This is a genomic window from Arthrobacter sp. C152 (assembly GCF_054890965.1).
Genome location: NZ_JBTZSU010000004.1, coordinates 16,109 through 32,894, shown reverse-complemented (window position 1 = coordinate 32,894; position 16,786 = coordinate 16,109). Strand labels below are relative to the sequence as shown.

Below are 16,786 nucleotides of genomic sequence, written 5' to 3'. Positions count from 1 at the left end.
GCCCACGGCCCTGGAATGCGGGGATATGGGCCCGTTCGCGGTAGAATTGTCGCAGATAACTGGGCGCGGGTGAAACGTTGACTGAGTCCGTTTTCCGCGCGTATCCGCACGCGGAGAGTGGATCACCAAACCGTCAGCAGGCCACCGGCGCCATAAGTTTGTGCCTGTTGGCGGGTGGTCTTTCCATACGGAGGGGAAACCGGCCGGCCATCATCGAGAACAGAGGAGTCGACAGCGCCTGTGGCTAACGACAATACAGACATTCTGGCAGCTGAAACCGCAGTTGAGGATGGCCGCACACCCGATACGGCGGGATCCGCAACTCCCCGGGAGTACGGTGCCAGCGACATCACTGTGCTGGAAGGCCTCGAAGCTGTCCGGAAACGGCCCGGCATGTACATCGGTTCCACCGGACCCCGCGGCCTCCACCACCTGGTCTATGAAGTGGTGGACAACTCCGTTGACGAGGCGCTGGCCGGATACTGCAGCCATATCGAAGTCGTGCTGCAGGCCGATGGCGGCGTCAAGGTCGTGGATGACGGCCGCGGCATTCCCGTGGACATGCACCCCACCGAGCACAAACCCACGGTCGAAGTGGTCATGACAATCCTGCACGCCGGCGGAAAGTTCGGCGGTGGCGGCTACGCCGTATCCGGCGGCCTGCACGGCGTGGGCATCTCCGTTGTTAATGCCTTGTCCAGCCGGGTGGACACGGAAGTCCGCCGGCAGGGCCACGTCTGGCGGATGTCGTTCGCCAACGGCGGCAAGCCCCAGGGCAGCCTGGTCATGGGCGAGGCGACGGATGCCACCGGCACCACCCAGGTCTTTTACCCGGACCCGGCGATCTTCGAAACCACCGAGTTCGATTTCGAGACGCTCCGGGCCCGCTTCCAGCAGATGGCGTTCCTCAACAAGGGCCTGCGCATCACGCTGACGGATGAGCGCGACCCCGCCACCGACGAAGCGGACGCCGACCTCGACCTTGACGAGCTGGTCACCGAGGGCGAGGTCAAGGCCGAGCACCGCACCGTGGTCTACCAGTACAACGAAGGCCTGCTTGACTACGTCAAGCACCTGAACTCCGGCAAGAAGGTGGAGGTTGTCCACGAGGACGTCATCGCCTTCGAAACTGAGGACACCGAGCGGCGCATCGCCCTGGAAATGGCCATGCAGTGGACCAGCGCCTACTCCGAGAGCGTGCACACCTACGCCAACACCATCAATACCCACGAGGGCGGCACCCACGAAGAGGGCTTCCGCGCGGCACTGACCTCCCTCATCAACAGGTATGCCCGGGAAAAAGGCATCATCAAGGAAAAGGACGACAACCTCACCGGCGACGACATCCGGGAAGGCCTCACCGCCGTCATTTCCGTCAAGTTGTCAGAGCCGCAGTTCGAGGGCCAGACCAAGACCAAGCTGGGCAATTCCGAGGTGAAGGGCTTCGTCCAGCGTGTGGTCACCGACGGCCTGGGCGACTGGCTGGAGCGCAACCCCGGCCCCGCCCGTGACGTTATCCGCAAGGCCATTTCGGCCGCCCAGGCCAGGATGGCGGCCCGCAAGGCCCGCGACAACGCCCGGCGCAAGAGCCCGCTGGAGTCCTTCGGGATGCCCGGCAAGCTCTCCGACTGCTCCTCCAAAGACCCGGAGAAATGCGAGGTCTACATCGTGGAGGGTGACTCGGCCGGTGGTTCGGCCAAGCGCGGCCGCAACCCGGAAACGCAGGCCATCCTGCCGCTGCGCGGCAAGATCCTGAACGTTGAACGCGCCCGACTGGACAAGGCACTGGGCAACGCCGAGGTCCAGTCCATGATCACCGCCTTCGGTACCGGCATCGGCGAGGACTTCGACCTCGCCAAGCTGCGGTACCACAAGATCGTGCTGATGGCCGATGCCGACGTGGACGGCCAGCACATCACCACCTTGCTGATGACCCTGCTGTTCCGCTACATGCGGCCGCTGATCGAGAACGGCTACGTGTACCTCGCGCAGCCGCCGCTGTACCGGATCAAGTGGTCCAACGCCCCGCACGACTACGTCTACAGCGACCGGGAACGGGACGCGAAGCTCGTGGCCGGACAGGCGGCGGGCCGGCGCATCCCCAAGGACAACGGCATCCAGCGCTACAAGGGCCTCGGCGAAATGGACTACACCGAGTTGTGGGATACCACCATGGACCCCGACCACCGCACGCTGCTGCAGGTGACCATGGACGACGCCCTCGCCGCCGACCAGATCTTCTCCGTCCTCATGGGCGAAGACGTGGAATCACGCCGCAACTTCATCCAGCAGAACGCCAAGGACGTCAGGTTCCTCGATATCTAAGGCCCCGGCCCTAAGTATTCTGAACTTGATATATACCTGAAACGGAAAATAAATAATGAGCGACGAAACACCCGAGAACCCGGCTCCCGAGGCCGGAAACCCGGATCCCGTTCTTGAAGGCGACGTGCTGATCGACCGCGTGGAGCAGGTGGATCTGCAGACTGAGATGCAGCGGTCCTACCTGGACTACGCCATGGCCGTCATCGTCGGGCGCGCCCTCCCCGACGTCCGGGACGGACTCAAGCCCGTCCACCGCCGGGTGCTGTATGCGATGTTCGACGGCGGCTACCGGCCCGACAGGTCCTTCAACAAGTGCGCCCGCGTGGTGGGCGAGGTCATGGGCCAGTACCACCCGCACGGTGACACCGCCATCTACGATGCCCTGGTGCGCCTCATCCAGGACTGGACCATGCGCTACCCGCTGGCACTCGGCCAGGGCAACTTCGGCTCGCCGGGCAACGACGGCGCCGCCGCCCCGCGGTACACCGAAACGAAGATGGCACCGCTGGCCATGGAAATGGTCCGCGACATCGACGAGGAAACCGTCGACTTCCAGGACAACTACGACGGCAAGAACCAGGAACCCACCATCCTGCCTGCGAGGTTCCCCAACCTGCTGGTCAACGGTTCCTCCGGCATCGCAGTTGGCATGGCCACCAACATCCCGCCGCACAACCTGCGCGAAGTGGCCGACGGCGTGCAGTGGTACCTGGCCAACCCCGGTGCCAGCCGCGAGGAACTGCTGGAGGAACTTCTGCTCCGGGTCAAGGGACCCGATTTCCCCACGGGCGCCACCATACTGGGCCACAAGGGCATCGAGGACGCGTACCGCACCGGCCGCGGTTCGGTCACCATGCGCGCCGTCGTGGCTGTCGAGGAACTGCAGGGCCGCACGTGCCTGGTCGTCACCGAACTTCCGTACCAGGCCAACCCGGACAACCTGGCCATCAAGATCGCCGAACTGGTCAAGGACGGCAAGATCCAGGGCATCGCCGACCTCCGCGACGAAACGTCCGGCCGCACGGGCCAGCGCCTGGTGATCGTGCTTAAGCGCGACGCCGTGCCCAAGGTGGTGCTGAACAACCTCTACAAGCACACCGAGCTGCAGAGTAATTTCTCCGCGAACATGCTGGCCATCGTGGACGGCGTGCCCCGGACCCTGAGCCTGGATGCGTTCATCCGCCACTGGGTCACGCACCAGATGGACGTCATCGCCCGCCGCACCCGGTACCGGCTGCGGAAGGCGGAGGAGGAAGCGCACATCCTCCGCGCGCTGCTGAAGGCCCTGGACATGCTGGACGAGGTCATCGCCCTGATCCGGGCATCCAGCACCACCGAGACCGCACGCGACGGACTGATGGAGCTGCTGGACATCGATGAGCTGCAGGCGCGGGCCATCCTCGACATGCAGCTGCGCCGGCTTGCCGCGCTGGAACGCCAGCGCATCCAGGAAAAGCACGCCGAACTCGAAGCGCTGATCGCCGAATACAAGGAAATCCTTGGCTCGGAGCAGCGCCAGCGGGAGATCATCAGCACCGAACTCGGCGAGATCGTCGAAAAGCACGGCGATGACCGGCGGACGAAGATCCTCATGGGCTACGACGGGGACATGTCCATGGAGGACCTCATCCCCGAAGAGGAGATGGTGGTCACCATCACCCGCGGCGGGTACGTCAAGCGGACCCGCAGCGACAACTACCGCTCGCAACAGCGCGGCGGCAAGGGCATCAAGGGTGCCCAGCTGCGCGGCGACGACGTCGTCGAGCACTTCTTCGTGACCACCACCCACCACTGGCTGCTGTTCTTCACCAACCTCGGCCGCGTGTACCGGGCCAAGGCCTACGAGCTGATGGAAGCCGGACGCGACGCCAAGGGCCAGCACGTGGCCAACCTGCTGGCCTTCCAGCCCGAGGAACACATCGCCCAGGTGCTGGACCTACGGGACTACCAGCAGGCGCCGTACCTTGTCCTGGCCACCAAGAACGGCCTGGTGAAGAAGACCAGGCTGGAGGACTACGACACCAACCGCTCCGCCGGTGTCATCGCCATCAACCTGCGCGACGGAGACGAGCTGGTCTCCGCCCAGCTGGTCTCGGAAACGGATGACCTGCTGCTGGTGTCCCGGAAGGGCCAGTCCATCCGCTTTACCGCCACCGAAGACGCCCTCCGGCCCATGGGCCGGGCGACATCGGGCGTTACCGGCATGAAGTTCCGTGAGGACGACGAACTGCTCGCTGCCAATGTGGTGACCGACGGTTCGTTCGTCTTCATCGTGACCGAGGGCGGCTACGCCAAGCGCACCGCCGTGGAGGAATACCGCCTGCAGGGCCGCGGCGGCCTGGGCATCAAGGTTGCCAAGCTTGCGGAGGAACGCGGCGACCTGGTGGGGGCCCTCATCGTCCAGGAAGAGGACGAGGTCCTGGTGGTCATGGAAGGTGGCAAGGTTGTCCGCTCCTCGGTTGCCGGGGTACCCGCCAAGGGCCGTGACACCATGGGCGTCATCTTTGCCAAGCCGGACAAGAATGACCGGATCATCGAGGTGGCACGCAACAGCGAACGCGGTCTCGAGGAGGAGGAATCCGCCGGCGATGACGTAACGTTGGCTGAAGATGGCGGGCCCGCCGGGGAATCCGCCGTGCCAGCAGTGGCAGAAGAATCACCGGCCGTTGAGTCAGAGGACGCCTCGGGCGACGCTGAGCCGAACGAAGACAACACGGAGGTAACGAGTGAGTAATTCCGACTCATTTCCCAAGCCGAACAGTACTGTTCCCGACGGGAACCGGCCTTCAGCGGCACCCCGCGTGAACGCCCCCGTCCGTCCCCAGCAGCGTCCGGCAGCTCCTGCCGCCGCTCCCGGCCAGCGCCCGGCGGTGCCGGCCCAGCGGCCGCAGCAGGGTGACCGGCCTGCCCAGCCCGGGCAGCGTCCGGTGGCGGGACAGCCCGGCCACCGCCCTGCGGCTGGACAGCGTCCTGCGGGCGCTCCCGGCCAGGCAGCCGCGGGCCAGGGAACCCCTGGACTCGTCAAGCCCGCGCCGAAGGCGAAGGTCCGCCGGGCGCGGCTGCTGATCAGCAAGGTGGACCCGTGGTCGGTCCTGAAGATGGCGTTCCTGCTCTCCGTCGCATTGGGAATTGTGACCGTTGTGGCCGCCATCGTCCTGTGGACGGTCCTGGACCTCACTGGCATCTTCGACCAGGTGGACAGCCTGCTCGGCACACTGGCAGGCTCCGAGAGCGGCGGCTTCGAGCTGAAGAAGGTGGCATCGCTGGGCCAGGTGGCCTCCTTCGCCACCATCATCGCCGTGGTGAACGTCGTCCTGCTGACGGCACTGTCCATGCTGTCCGCCGTCCTCTACAACATCGCGGCCACCCTTGTGGGCGGCATCGGGGTGACCCTCACCGACGATTAGGAGCCCATTTCCACGGGGCCCCGGCCAGTGGAAATGCCCGATTTGAGATCGGGCCGGGATGTGCTGTAAAGTCATGTCTCGGCCCGATGAGGCATCGGGGCGTATAGCTCAGGCGGTTAGAGCGCTTCGCTGATAACGAAGAGGTCCCAGGTTCAAGTCCTGGTACGCCCACGGAACCTGTGCAGGTTTCAAACGAAGGTCAGGTTCGGATTCATCCGGCACCGGCCGGAACGGGGAGCATGTGAAGAAGTTGCTTGTACTGGCAGCGGCGATCGCAGGCGTCCTGCTCTACCGGAAAGCACAGGAATCCGAAGCCCGGAAAACGGTCTGGAGCCAGTCAACCGACACGGTGGACTAACCCGGGCGCCCGGTCCGGAAGCCTGTCAGGGGCTTCCCGGTTCTAGGGTATGATGGGCGGGTTGCTTCTTATGGGGGCATGGCGCAATTGGTAGCGCACCTGCTTTGCAAGCAGGGGGTTCGGGGTTCGAGTCCCCGTGCCTCCACCATAAGAAAGTCCCGGTCCGCGGAAACGCGGGCCGGGACTTTTGCTTTCCATTTCCGGCAGGGCAGTCAACGCAGGACAGGCAATCAGGACAGCCGATAGGGGGCGTGCAGGTGAACTTCTTCTTCGCAGCCCTCGGCGTTCTCGGGGTTGCTTCGTCGGGCCCGCTGATAGCGGCCACCCTCGGTGCCACCAGCGTCAGTGCACTCGCCATTGCCTTCTGGCGCAATGCCATCGCGGCCGCTGTCATGGCAACCCCTACCCTGGTGCGGGAGCCGGCACAGTTCCGCCGGATCACGGGCCGCGAGTTCCGTTGGTCCTTCATCGCCGCCGTCGCCCTGGCCCTGCACTTCGCCTGCTTCATCACCTCCCTTCAATTGACCTCCGTCGCCGCAGCGACGGCGCTGGTCTGCCTGCAGTCAGCCTGGATCGCGGTCTTCCAGCTCCTCCGGGGCACGCGCCACCGCTGGCAGGTCCTGGTGGGGCTGGGCATCGCCTTCGGGGGCGTGGTGGCGATTACCGGGTTTGATCTGGGTTCCTCGTCCCAGGCGCTGCTGGGTGACCTGCTGGCCCTCGCCGGCGGGGCACTGGCGGGTCTGTACACGCTGGCGGGAGGCAAGGCACGGCAGAGCATGACGACGGGGACGTACACCACGCTCTGCTACGGAATCTGTGCGGTCTTCGTAGCAGTCATGGCCGTGGTGTCAGGGCAGCCCCTGGCGGGGTTTGAGCCCGCAGGGTGGCTGGGCATCGCGGCGATCACCGTGTGTGCCCAACTGGTGGGCCATACGGCGTTCAACCACCTGCTGGCAACCATGAGCCCGCTCCTGGTGTCGATGATTATCCTGCTCGAGATCCCGGGCGCCGCGCTGCTCGCCGCGGTGTTCCTGCATGAAACCCTTCCCGCCGGAACCTACGCGGGACTCGGCCTGATTCTGGCGGGACTCGCCGTCGTCGTCCTCGGCCAAAGAAGCAGCCGAGGCAACCGGCGCGGGACGGCACCCGGGGAGGAACCGCCGTCGGACCGCCCGTTCGCGGAATTAGGGACGGACTGAACCCTACTGTCCGCCGCGGCGGACAGGCTGGGCCGTGTTGACGGTGTGGATGGCGCGCAGGAGCTTGGCCGGGAAGTACACCGAAAAGAAGACCACCATGGGGGCCTTCAAAGCCATTTTCCGCACGTTGTGGGCTTTGTAGGTGCGGTCGAACCGGGTGACGTAATACCGGTAGTCGCGCGGGGAATCCTCCAGCCGCCGCGCAGACATTCCGGAAACCATCTGCGGGCAGTAGCGGACCGGAAGGTCATGGTCGGCCAGGTGCAGGGACAAATCGATGTCCTCATGCATCTCGTCCTTCTCGTCCCGGCAGGTTTCACTCCGGATGGTCTCCCACGCACCGGCGCGCAGGGCCATGTTCGAGCCGAACAGGAAGTGGTACTGGTGCTTGGCCAGCTTCAGCATCAGCTGGCGCATTTTGTCGTCGGCCTTCAGCCCGAAACGGCGCATGGGCATGTCGTAATACACGACGGGGCCGGTGGCAGCCTGGACGGCAGGGTCGGCGAAAGCCTTCTGCACCTGCTCCACCCAGTCCGGCTCGAGGACGGAGTCGGCATCGATGCGGCCCAGGATGTCTCCCGTGGCGCTGTCCAGGCCGAAGTTGCGCGTGGGGATCAAACCCTGCTCCCGGTCCTGGGTCAGCAGGAGGACCGGACTCTCCGGGTATTCCATCTGCATCTGGCGGACGATGTCAGCGGTGCGGTCCTTGGAGAGGTTGTCCACGACGATGATCTCGTGGGCCGGAACGGACTGGTAGATGGCAGCGATGAGGCACTGCCGGATGACGCTCTCCTCGTTGTAGGCCGGGATGACAATGGAGACCCGGAGCTGCTCGGCTGCGTCGTTCAAGGCATCCCCAGAGGTTGGTTGGCTGGCATCACTTCAAATCTAGCACCCGCGCCTTTTCGGGCCGCCGAGGCACAGGCCTTGGCGGGACTGCAAAACGGGGCGGGAGAAGGCAGTGCGGGACAACGCAGCGCCGGGCAACGCAAGAGGGGCCCCGCCGGTGTTCAGTGCGGAGCCCCTCTTGACGCAGCGGAAGGCTAGGCTTCGCTGGTGCCCTTGTCGTTGTTGCCGATGTTCGAGGCGATGTTCTTGGTGGCGGTCTTGGCGTCGGTGGCTACGGTGGAGGTGCCTTCGGCAGCATCCTCTGCCACGTGCTTGGCCTTGTCAGCGGTTTCGTCGGCCTTTTCCTGGGTTGCCGCGGCGGCGTCCGAGACCTTGTCCGCGGCCGCACCGGCTGCCGAGCCCGCTGCGGCTGCTGCCTTGTCCGCGGCGTCTGCGGTGTCTTCCTTCACGTCACTGACGGTGGTGGCCGGTACGGGAGCGGGGGTCGGGGTCACGGGTGAGGGGGTCTTCCACGGGTCTTCGACCGGCTTGGACGCCTTCCATGCTGCGACGCCGGCGGCCACGGCCGCCGCAATCACGCCAAAGACCAGCCAGCCGCGCTTCTTGGGCTTTTCCGGCTGGGCAAGCTGAATGCCGACGGTCCTGCCGGCCTCGGTGGCCGCTGCCTTCAGCTGGGTGCCGGTGGCGTGCGCCTGTTCCTGCAGGGCGTGGACGAGTCCCACGTCGCCCAGCTTCTGGGCGACTGCATCCACGCGGGCGGGTGCGTTCTCGAGGGTGCGGTGCACTGCCTCAGAGGCCACCCCGATCTGGTCCGAGAGCCGCGGCAGGTATTCCACCACCACACGGTCACGGGCATTGAGGACCACCGGGGTGGCCTTGTCCAGGGCTTCGTGCAGCCTCGGCGATGCGCCTTCCACGACGTCGTTGATCTTCGGAGCCAGGTGGGCCAGCCCATCCTGGATGCGCGGGGTTACGGTCGCCACACCGTCAGCCAGGTTGTGGGCCGCTGATTTGAGGCCTTCCTGGATCTTGGGAGAGGCGGTATCCAGTCCGTGCTGGAGCCGCGGAACCGCCCACTCCACGGCGGCTTCCACCCGGGGAGCCGCCCAATCCTTGGCGTTTTCCACCGCAGAGGTGACCGACTGCTCAAGGTCACGGGCAATACGATCCGATTTCTTCACAACTACCTCCCGATTAATGTGACGGTTCTGTCGCTAGCCTACGTGCCCAGATCTTCACGGGCTATTCACTCTGCGGATTTTAGGGAGATTTCACCCAGCGCGGAACTGCCGGCCCAACCGCCGGCGCCCTGGGGCGTCATGGAAGAATGGGCCCTATGACTGCCATCGCAACTGCAAAAGCAACCATCCACACCAGCCTCGGCGACATCGTGGTTAACCTGTTCGGCAACCACGCTCCCAAGACGGTCAAGAACTTCATCGGCCTCGCCACCGGCGAGCAGGCGTGGACCCACCCGGAATCCGGCGAAGACAAGACCGGCACCCCGCTGTACAACGGCACGATCTTCCACCGGATCATCAAGGACTTCATGATCCAGGCCGGCGATCCCCTGGGCCGCGGCACCGGCGGCCCGGGCTACCGCTTCGACGACGAAATCCACCCGGAGCTGAGCTTCAACCAGCCCTACAAGCTCGCCATGGCGAACGCCGGCATCCAGATGGGCAAGGGCACGAACGGCTCGCAGTTCTTCATCACCACCATCCCCACAGACTGGCTCCAGGGCAAGCACACCATCTTCGGTGAGGTGGCGGACGAGGACTCCAAGAAGGTCGTGGACGCCATCGAGGGTGTCCGCACCGGCATGGGCGACCGTCCCGTCGAAGACGTCACCATCAACAGCATCGACATCGAGAAGCTGTAACGCCAGAGCATGAGTTACGGAATTCCGTCGGCTGAGCCGTCCGCCCAGGTTCCGGTGTGCCCACGGCACCCGGACCGGCCCTCGTACGTGCGCTGCCAGCGCTGCGGCAGGCCGGCATGCCCCGAGTGCCAGCGGGCGGCCGCCGTCGGATTCCAATGCATTGACTGCGTCAATGAAACACAGCGCACGACGCCGGGGGTACGGACGGTCTACGGCGGCGCCGCTGCCACCGGCCGTCCTTTGGTGACGTTCGGCATCATCGCCGCCTGCGCCGTGCTGTATGTACTGCAGTGGCTGGTTCCAAACGACGCGATCTACCAGGCACTCGGCTTTGCCAACGTCTACGCCGAGCCGCGCTGGGGCGAGTTCGAACCGTGGCGGATGCTCACCTCTGCCTTCCTGCATTCACAGGGCTTCATCCTGCACATCGCCCTGAACATGTACATGCTCTGGGTCTTTGGCCAGGCCCTTGAGCCGCTGCTGGGGCGCCTGCGGTTCCTGGTGCTCTACCTGGTGTCGGCGCTGGGTGGTTCAGTGGGCTACCTGCTTCTGACACCGCTCTATGTGCCGGGCCAGCCGCTGTACGGAGTGGTGGGAGCCTCCGGAGCGATCTTCGGGCTCTTCGGCGCCATGCTCCTTATCCAGCGCCACCGTGGCGCGGACACCCGCCAACTGTGGGTGCTTATCGCCATCAACGGCGTCATCGGCTTCCTGATCCCACAGATTGCCTGGCAGGCGCATCTGGGTGGCCTGGTGGCGGGCGGACTGTGCGCAGCAGTCTTTGCCTACACCCCGCGAGGCCGCCGGCAGGGCCTGGTCCAGGCCCTCGGCATCCTGGCTGTCCTGGCCCTGCTCACCGCAGTGAGCTGGGCCCGCGTGGCCCTCTAGCAGAGCGGTTGGGGCTACGGCCCCGCAGCCCCGGCACCGGATGGTGCCGGGTTTTTTGTTTTCCACAGCTGTTTTCCACACTGTTGGTAACTTACATGCCTGTAGTTCAACGGGCATCGGGCCAGGATCCGCACCACTGCGCGGGCGAAGCTGGGGAGCGGGCCGCGTTGTCCACACTTGTGGATAACCTGTGGGGATACCGGTGTGCGTAAGTGGATAAGATGCCCGTTCCGGGACTTCATGTGGATAGAAGTGCCCAGGGCCGGAGGATTCAGGACCTTCGACCCTGTGCGGCATGATGTTTCAACATGCTTATGCACACTGTTAATAACTGACAGGCGTGTAGTTAGCGGCTACAAATCTGCCATGGGACTAGGACGGATCCCGGGCAGGAGCCGGTTTTTCCCCGACGTTTCCCACAGCTGTGGATAACTTGTGGGTATTGCGATGTTGGTAAGTGGATAAGCATCCACCGCCTTAACTCCGGGTGAACCTAGGATGGTTATCTGCCAGCCGCCCCAAGACGAAGGACCGACGCGATGCCCACTACCGAGCACCTCTACCTCGACAAGCAGCACCCGGACCTGTGGAAGGCGATGAGCGGGCTGGGACTGAAAGTCCAGGAAGCGGCAGAGGAAGCCGGTATTGGCACCGGCCTGGTGGAACTGCTGAACGTGCGCATTTCCCAGATCAACGGCTGCGCCTATTGCCTGGACCTGCACGTCCGCAAGGCCGCCGAGGCCGGAGAGAGCCCCCAACGGCTGGCGGTGCTGCCGGCGTGGCGGGATACGGCCCTGTTCACGGACAAGGAGCGTGCCTCCCTGGCCCTTGTGGAGAGCATTACGGCACTCCCGGACCAACAGGCCCGGGAACGCGAGGAGGCCTTTGCGCGCGAATGCCTGAGCGCCGAAGAGTTTTCCGCGGTGAGCTGGCTGGCCGTGACCATGAATGCCTTCAACCGCGTCTCCATCACCAGCCACCACCCGGTCCGGCGCAACCGTCCCTGATCCGTTCCTGGCCCTTGGAGCGCCGGATCACGCGTTATCCACAGGTATTCCACACTGTTAATAACCGCATTCGCGCTGCAGGTTTCAGGCCGGCCCTCCCAAGCCCGGCGCGATGGAGGGCGGGCGGTTGAACACCCCCAGGTTTTCCACACTGTGGATAACTTTCCCAACAGTTGGGGACAACCTGGGGCGTGGGGGTGAAGGGCTAGGAGGGCCAGATCCCTGACGAACCGCGCCGGTGGCTCGCCAGGAGGTGCGTGTCCACGATCCCCACAGCCTCCATCAGGGCGAACATGGTGGTGGGGCCGACAAAGGAGAAACCGCGCTTTCGCAGCGCTTTGGACAGGGCGATCGATTCCGCGGACTGGGTGGGGATTTCCGCGGGCATCGTTGGCATCGGTGTGGTGGCGGGGCGGAACCCCCATACGAAGTCCACCAGGCCGCCGTCGTTGCGCAGGTCCAGGGTGGCCCGGGCATTTCTGATGGTGGCCGCGATTTTGAGCCGGTTCCTGATGATGCCCGCGTCCTGCATCAGCCGGTCGATGTCAGCGTCGCCGTAGAGCGCCACGGCCTCCGGATCGAAGTCCGCAAAGGCGGCCCGGAAGGCGGGGCGCTTGCGCAGGATGGTGGCCCAGGACAGTCCTGCCTGGAAACCTTCCAGGCAGATGCGTTCGTAAAGGCCCTGCTCGTCAGTGACCGGAACGCCCCATTCCTGGTCGTAGTAGGAGCGCATCAGCGGGTCGGTCGAAGCCCATGCGGGCCGGGCGAGGCCGTCCTCGCCAACAATCACGCCAACAGGATCGGGAGCCAGTGGAACCTCCTTGGGCAGCGGCGGTTGGATCAGGCTAGGAGCGCCAGCGCGTGGTCATCAGGAAGCCGACAATGGCGATGCCGAAGCCGGCAACGATGTTCCACGACTGCCAGGCCTGGACGGGGAAGCGCCCCTCGCTGATGTAGAAGGTGATGATCCAGAACAGCCCGATGATCATCAGGCCGAACATGACAGGCTTGAACCAGACGGGGTTGGGCTTGTAGGCCTGCGGGGCAGCCGGCTGTGCGGTGCTGGCGGTCTTCTTGCGAGGCTTTGACTCGGGCACTGGCTCTCCTTGGCGGGCTGGGCAAGCTCGGCGTCCCGGGCTTGATATCCTGCAAGAAGGAAGTTGCCAGCGGTCTGCGCGATCTTGGTCAAATCTGGATTCTTACTAGCAGCCAATTCTAGCGGCAGTTCATGGGCAGCCGGTGCCCAGCCTAAACGTCCGGAGGAGAACGCGTGGTATTGCAGGAGAAGGCGGAGCGCACCGCTGCGCCGGCACCGCGCCGTGCCTTCCTTCGCGGAACCATCCAGGTGCTGGGTGAACTGCTGATCACGGCGGGCATCATCCTCCTGCTTTTCGTCGCCTGGCAACTGTGGTGGACCAACGTCGAATCGGATGCCAAACAGAGCCAGGTGATCAAGGAATTCGCCCAGGACCTGGGCACGCCCGCACCCGCTCCCACGTCCCCCGCCACCACCGCTCCGCCCGCCGCCGAGGACTTCGGCAAGCCTGTGGTGGGAACGGCGCCGGGCCATGCGGGAACGATCGGGATCATGTACATCCCCCGGTTCGGTCCCACCTATACCCGGCCCATCGTGCAGGGCACCAGCCAGGACGTGCTGGACACCCTGGGCCTGGGCCACTACAGCAACACGGCCATGCCGGGTGCGGTGGGCAACTTTGCCGTGGCGGGCCACCGGCAGACGCATGGCGCCGTGCTGGACAATATCCACACGCTGGTTCCGGGCGACAAAATCTACGTCCAGACCAAGGACGGGTACTACGTCTATGTCTTCCGCAACAACCAGATCGTGCTGCCTTCCCGCACCGACGTCCTGGAACCGGTGCCCACGCAGCCAGGCGTGGCCCCCACGGAAAGCTACCTCACCATGACCAGCTGCAACCCCCGCTTCGGCGCCGAGGAACGCATCATCGCCTACGCCCTGCTGGACAGCTGGCGGCCCGCATCGGCCGGGCCACCGGCCGAGATCGCGGCGCAGGTTGCGGCAGCAACAGGAAAGGGCTGACCGTGTACGCCTGGATCTTCCGCCATCTGCCCGGGCCCTTGTGGCTGCGGATCGTCTTCTCATTGGTACTGATTGCCGTTGCACTGGTATTGATGGTCCAGTTCCTTTTCCCCTGGATGTCCCACTTCACCCAATTCACCGACTCAACGATTGGTTCCGCAGACCAGCCATGACAACCAAGATCCTCGTAGTGGATAACTACGACAGCTTTGTTTACACCCTGGTGGGCTACCTCCAGGAACTCGGCGCCGAGACCACAGTGGTCCGCAATGACGATGTCACGCTGGCCGAAGCCATCGAACTCGCCAGCGCCCGCGACGGCGTGCTGATCTCCCCCGGCCCCGGGAATCCCGCCGAGGCAGGCGTCTGCATTGAACTGATCAAGTGGTGCGGCGAGCACAGCGTTCCCATGTTCGGCGTATGCCTGGGCCACCAGGCCCTGGCGGAGGCGTTCGGCGGCAAGGTGACGCATGCCCCCGAACTCATGCACGGAAAGACGTCCCTGGTGGAACACATTGGCACCAGCGTCTTCGCCGGCCTCCCCTCCCCCATCACCGCCACCCGGTACCACTCGCTGGCGGCAGTCCGCGAGTCCATCCCGGACGTCCTGGAAGTCACGGCGCAGACCGCCTCCGGTGTGGTCATGGGCCTGCAGCACCGCACGGCCCCCCTGTGCGGGGTGCAGTTCCACCCCGAATCGGTCCTGACCGAGGGCGGCTACCAGATGCTGGGCAACTGGCTGGAGTCACTGGGCATGAAAGGCGCAGCCGCGCGGGCAGCGAAACTGAGCCCGCTCATCCAGCACTAGGCATCCGGCACGCGCAGCACCGGCGGGCCCGTCCAGGGCCCGCCGCTCTCAGCCCTTCTTCGTGGACGTCGGGGTCGGCGTCGGAGTGGGCGTGGGGGTCGGCGACGGCGGCGCCTTCGCCACCACGATGGTGACGGTCTTTCCCTGCTCCACGGTGGCGTTGGCCGGATCGCTTTGGTCCGTCACCTTGCCGGGCTCCACCTGCGCGTTCTCCACCTCGATCACCGCGGGAACGAGGCTCAGCTCCTTGAGCGCGGCCTCGGCCTCTTCCCGGGTGCGCCCGCGCAGCTCGGGAACGGCCACCTTGCCGGTGGAGACAACGAGCTCGACCGTCGTTCCCACACCAACGCTCTGCCCCGGGGCAGGGCTGGTGGTGATGACGATCCCCGCGGGCACGGTGGCACTGTTCGCCGTCGTGGTCGATGGGGCACCCACCAGCCCCGCCTGCCGCAGGATATCGCGCGCAGCGGCTTCGGTCTTGCCGGGCAGGCTGTCCGGAATCTTCACGGAGCTGGGGCCGTCGGAGATGTTCAGCACCACCTCGGCGCCGGGGTCCAGGCTGGCTCCGGCCGCCGGATCCGTGCCGATGGCGGTTCCCTTGGGCACGGTGTCATTCTGCGACCGCGTGATCTTGGGCTTCAGGTTCGCGTTGTACAGCTCCTGCAGGGCAGCTGTTTCGGTCATGGCTGCCACCACCGGTATCTGCACCTTGGGTGCGGGCGGCGCCGGGCGGTTGACCGTTGCGTAAAGCCACAGACCGGCGCCGGCGAGCACCAGGAGCGTGAAGACCACCAGGGTGGCAATCCACGCCCGACGCCGGGAGTTCCGCCGTGCGGCCTGCTCACGTTCCGGACGCGCACCGAGGGGCGCCGGGCTGGCCATGGTGCCGTCCAGGCCATCCGGCGGAACTGCCGCAGCGTCGTCGTCATGGAACATGGTGGCAGCACTCAGGCGGCCGGTGGGTGCCTCGTCCAGGAAGCCGGCGCCGGTGGCGGCAAGAGCCTCGGTGGGAGGGGCAGGTGCTTCCGGAACGTGGTCGTTCGGGTCTGTGGGGGCTTCCGATGCGGGAAGCGCGGGAACGGCGACCCCGGCCCTGGCGGCCCGCAGGGCGCGGCGGAAGGCAGCGGCGTCCTGGAACCTGTCGTCCCGGTTCTTTTGCAGTGCCTTGGCCAGCACGCTGTCCAGCGCCGGCGTCACCTCGGGATTGAGGCTGCTGGCCGGTTCGGCGATTTCACGCACGTGCTGGTACGCCACGGAGACCGGGCTGTCACCGACGAACGGGGGCCGGGAGGTCAGCATTTCGTAGAGCAGGCAGGCGGCCGAATACAGGTCGCTGCGGGCATCGACGGTTTCACCCCTGGCCTGCTCCGGCGAGAGGTACTGCGCCGTGCCCACCACGGCCTGCGTCTGGGTCATGGTGGCCGACGAATCGGCGATGGCGCGGGCGATGCCGAAGTCCATGACTTTCACCGTATTGGTGCCCGCGCAGTACATCACATTGGCCGGCTTGATGTCGCGGTGCACGATGCCGGCCTTGTGGCTGTATTCGAGTGCGCCGAGCACGCCGAGGCAGTAGTCGATGGCCTGCCCGATGCTGACCTCGTTTGCGCGGATCAGGTCGCGCAGGGTCCGGCCCTCCACGTACTCCATCACGATGTACGGCACGCGGACGTCCTCGCCGGACCCGTCGTGGACCTGGTGCTCGCCGGTGTCGAAGATGGCAACGATGGAGGGATGGTTCAGGGCCGCGACCGCCTGCGCCTCGCGCTTGAACCGGGCCTGGAACTGCGGATCCCTGGCCATGTCCGGACGGAGCAGCTTGATGGCGACCGTACGGCCCAGCCGGGTGTCGGTGCCGCGGTAGACATCGGCCATCCCGCCCCGGCCAATGAGGCTGCCCAGCTCGTACCGGCCGCTTAGGATGCGCCGGTTATCCACCGGCAGGCTGTCCTCCCGGTGCAACGGTGTGCGTGGTGACTCATTCACTGGTGATCCCGGTGG

The 16,786-nt window shown here is 65.4% G+C and carries 15 protein-coding genes and 2 tRNA genes; 12 read left to right on the top strand and 5 right to left on the bottom strand.

The window, feature by feature from the left end:
* The first annotated feature begins 240 nt into the window (after positions 1 to 240).
* The 7 genes from gyrB to ACYSM9_RS03910 all read left to right on the top strand — a co-directional run bounded on the left by gyrB (position 241) and on the right by ACYSM9_RS03910 (position 7,289).
* Positions 241 to 2,325 (top strand): DNA topoisomerase (ATP-hydrolyzing) subunit B, encoded by a 2,085-nt coding sequence (gene gyrB, locus ACYSM9_RS03940; protein WP_461855699.1) that lies wholly within the window; start codon positions 241 to 243, stop codon positions 2,323 to 2,325.
* A gap of 55 nt (positions 2,326 to 2,380) precedes the next feature.
* Positions 2,381 to 5,059 (top strand): DNA gyrase subunit A, encoded by a 2,679-nt coding sequence (gene gyrA, locus ACYSM9_RS03935; protein ID WP_461855698.1) that lies wholly within the window; start codon positions 2,381 to 2,383, stop codon positions 5,057 to 5,059.
* On the top strand, positions 5,052 to 5,732 hold the full coding sequence (locus tag ACYSM9_RS03930; RefSeq protein WP_461855697.1) for a DUF3566 domain-containing protein: 681 nt from the start codon (positions 5,052 to 5,054) through the stop codon (positions 5,730 to 5,732). Before gyrA ends, ACYSM9_RS03930 begins: the two co-directional genes overlap by 8 nt.
* Positions 5,733 to 5,829: 97 nt before the next feature.
* A tRNA-Ile gene (locus tag ACYSM9_RS03925) sits at positions 5,830 to 5,903 on the top strand.
* 70 nt (positions 5,904 to 5,973) lie between these two features.
* On the top strand, positions 5,974 to 6,090 hold the full coding sequence (locus ACYSM9_RS03920; protein WP_461855696.1) for a DLW-39 family protein: 117 nt from the start codon (positions 5,974 to 5,976) through the stop codon (positions 6,088 to 6,090).
* A 72-nt stretch (positions 6,091 to 6,162) separates the two neighbouring features.
* Positions 6,163 to 6,238 (top strand) — tRNA-Ala (locus tag ACYSM9_RS03915).
* A 109-nt stretch (positions 6,239 to 6,347) separates the two neighbouring features.
* On the top strand, positions 6,348 to 7,289 hold the full coding sequence (locus ACYSM9_RS03910) for a DMT family transporter (RefSeq protein ID WP_461855856.1): 942 nt from the start codon (positions 6,348 to 6,350) through the stop codon (positions 7,287 to 7,289).
* A gap of 3 nt (positions 7,290 to 7,292) precedes the next feature.
* Here the strand turns inward: ACYSM9_RS03910 and ACYSM9_RS03905 are convergent, their stop codons facing one another.
* The gene (locus ACYSM9_RS03905; RefSeq protein WP_461855695.1) at positions 7,293 to 8,138 is read right to left on the bottom strand and encodes a glycosyltransferase family 2 protein; all 846 of its coding nucleotides are present in this window, start codon (positions 8,136 to 8,138) and stop codon (positions 7,293 to 7,295) included.
* A 194-nt stretch (positions 8,139 to 8,332) separates the two neighbouring features.
* Complete coding sequence (locus ACYSM9_RS03900) at positions 8,333 to 9,319, bottom strand: hypothetical protein (RefSeq protein ID WP_461855694.1); 987 nt, start codon at positions 9,317 to 9,319, stop codon at positions 8,333 to 8,335.
* A 155-nt stretch (positions 9,320 to 9,474) separates the two neighbouring features.
* On the opposite strand from ACYSM9_RS03900, the gene ACYSM9_RS03895 reads away from it, so the two are divergent.
* The 3 genes from ACYSM9_RS03895 (at position 9,475) to ACYSM9_RS03885 (ending at position 11,915) form a co-directional block, all read left to right on the top strand.
* Entirely contained in the window at positions 9,475 to 10,020 is a 546-nt protein-coding gene (locus ACYSM9_RS03895; RefSeq protein WP_461855693.1) for a peptidylprolyl isomerase, read from the top strand.
* A 9-nt stretch (positions 10,021 to 10,029) separates the two neighbouring features.
* Entirely contained in the window at positions 10,030 to 10,908 is an 879-nt protein-coding gene (locus tag ACYSM9_RS03890; protein WP_461855692.1) for a rhomboid family intramembrane serine protease, read from the top strand.
* Positions 10,909 to 11,447: 539 nt separating this feature from the next.
* Positions 11,448 to 11,915: a carboxymuconolactone decarboxylase family protein gene (locus ACYSM9_RS03885; protein ID WP_461855691.1), complete on the top strand. Its 468-nt coding sequence runs from the start codon at positions 11,448 to 11,450 to the stop codon at positions 11,913 to 11,915.
* Positions 11,916 to 12,120: 205 nt separating this feature from the next.
* Here ACYSM9_RS03885 and ACYSM9_RS03880 read toward each other — a convergent pair whose 3' ends face one another.
* Both ACYSM9_RS03880 and ACYSM9_RS03875 read right to left on the bottom strand, forming a co-directional pair.
* A complete protein-coding gene (locus tag ACYSM9_RS03880) occupies positions 12,121 to 12,705 on the bottom strand; it encodes a DNA-3-methyladenine glycosylase I (RefSeq protein ID WP_461855690.1) in 585 nt (194 codons plus the stop codon).
* 55 nt (positions 12,706 to 12,760) lie between these two features.
* The gene (locus tag ACYSM9_RS03875) at positions 12,761 to 13,012 is read right to left on the bottom strand and encodes a cell division protein CrgA (RefSeq protein WP_454485485.1); all 252 of its coding nucleotides are present in this window, start codon (positions 13,010 to 13,012) and stop codon (positions 12,761 to 12,763) included.
* Positions 13,013 to 13,185: 173 nt separating this feature from the next.
* Between ACYSM9_RS03875 and ACYSM9_RS03870 the strand changes: the two genes are divergently transcribed.
* Together ACYSM9_RS03870 and ACYSM9_RS03865 are read left to right on the top strand one after the other, a co-directional pair.
* Positions 13,186 to 13,977 (top strand): class E sortase, encoded by a 792-nt coding sequence (locus tag ACYSM9_RS03870; protein WP_461855689.1) that lies wholly within the window; start codon positions 13,186 to 13,188, stop codon positions 13,975 to 13,977.
* A gap of 169 nt (positions 13,978 to 14,146) precedes the next feature.
* Positions 14,147 to 14,785 carry an aminodeoxychorismate/anthranilate synthase component II gene (locus tag ACYSM9_RS03865; RefSeq protein ID WP_461855688.1) on the top strand — a complete coding sequence of 213 codons (639 nt, stop codon included), beginning with the start codon at positions 14,147 to 14,149 and terminating at the stop codon, positions 14,783 to 14,785.
* A 48-nt stretch (positions 14,786 to 14,833) separates the two neighbouring features.
* On the opposite strand, the gene pknB is transcribed toward ACYSM9_RS03865, so the two are convergent.
* Complete coding sequence (gene pknB / locus ACYSM9_RS03860; protein ID WP_461855687.1) at positions 14,834 to 16,771, bottom strand: Stk1 family PASTA domain-containing Ser/Thr kinase; 1,938 nt, start codon at positions 16,769 to 16,771, stop codon at positions 14,834 to 14,836.
* Positions 16,772 to 16,786 lie beyond the last annotated feature (15 nt).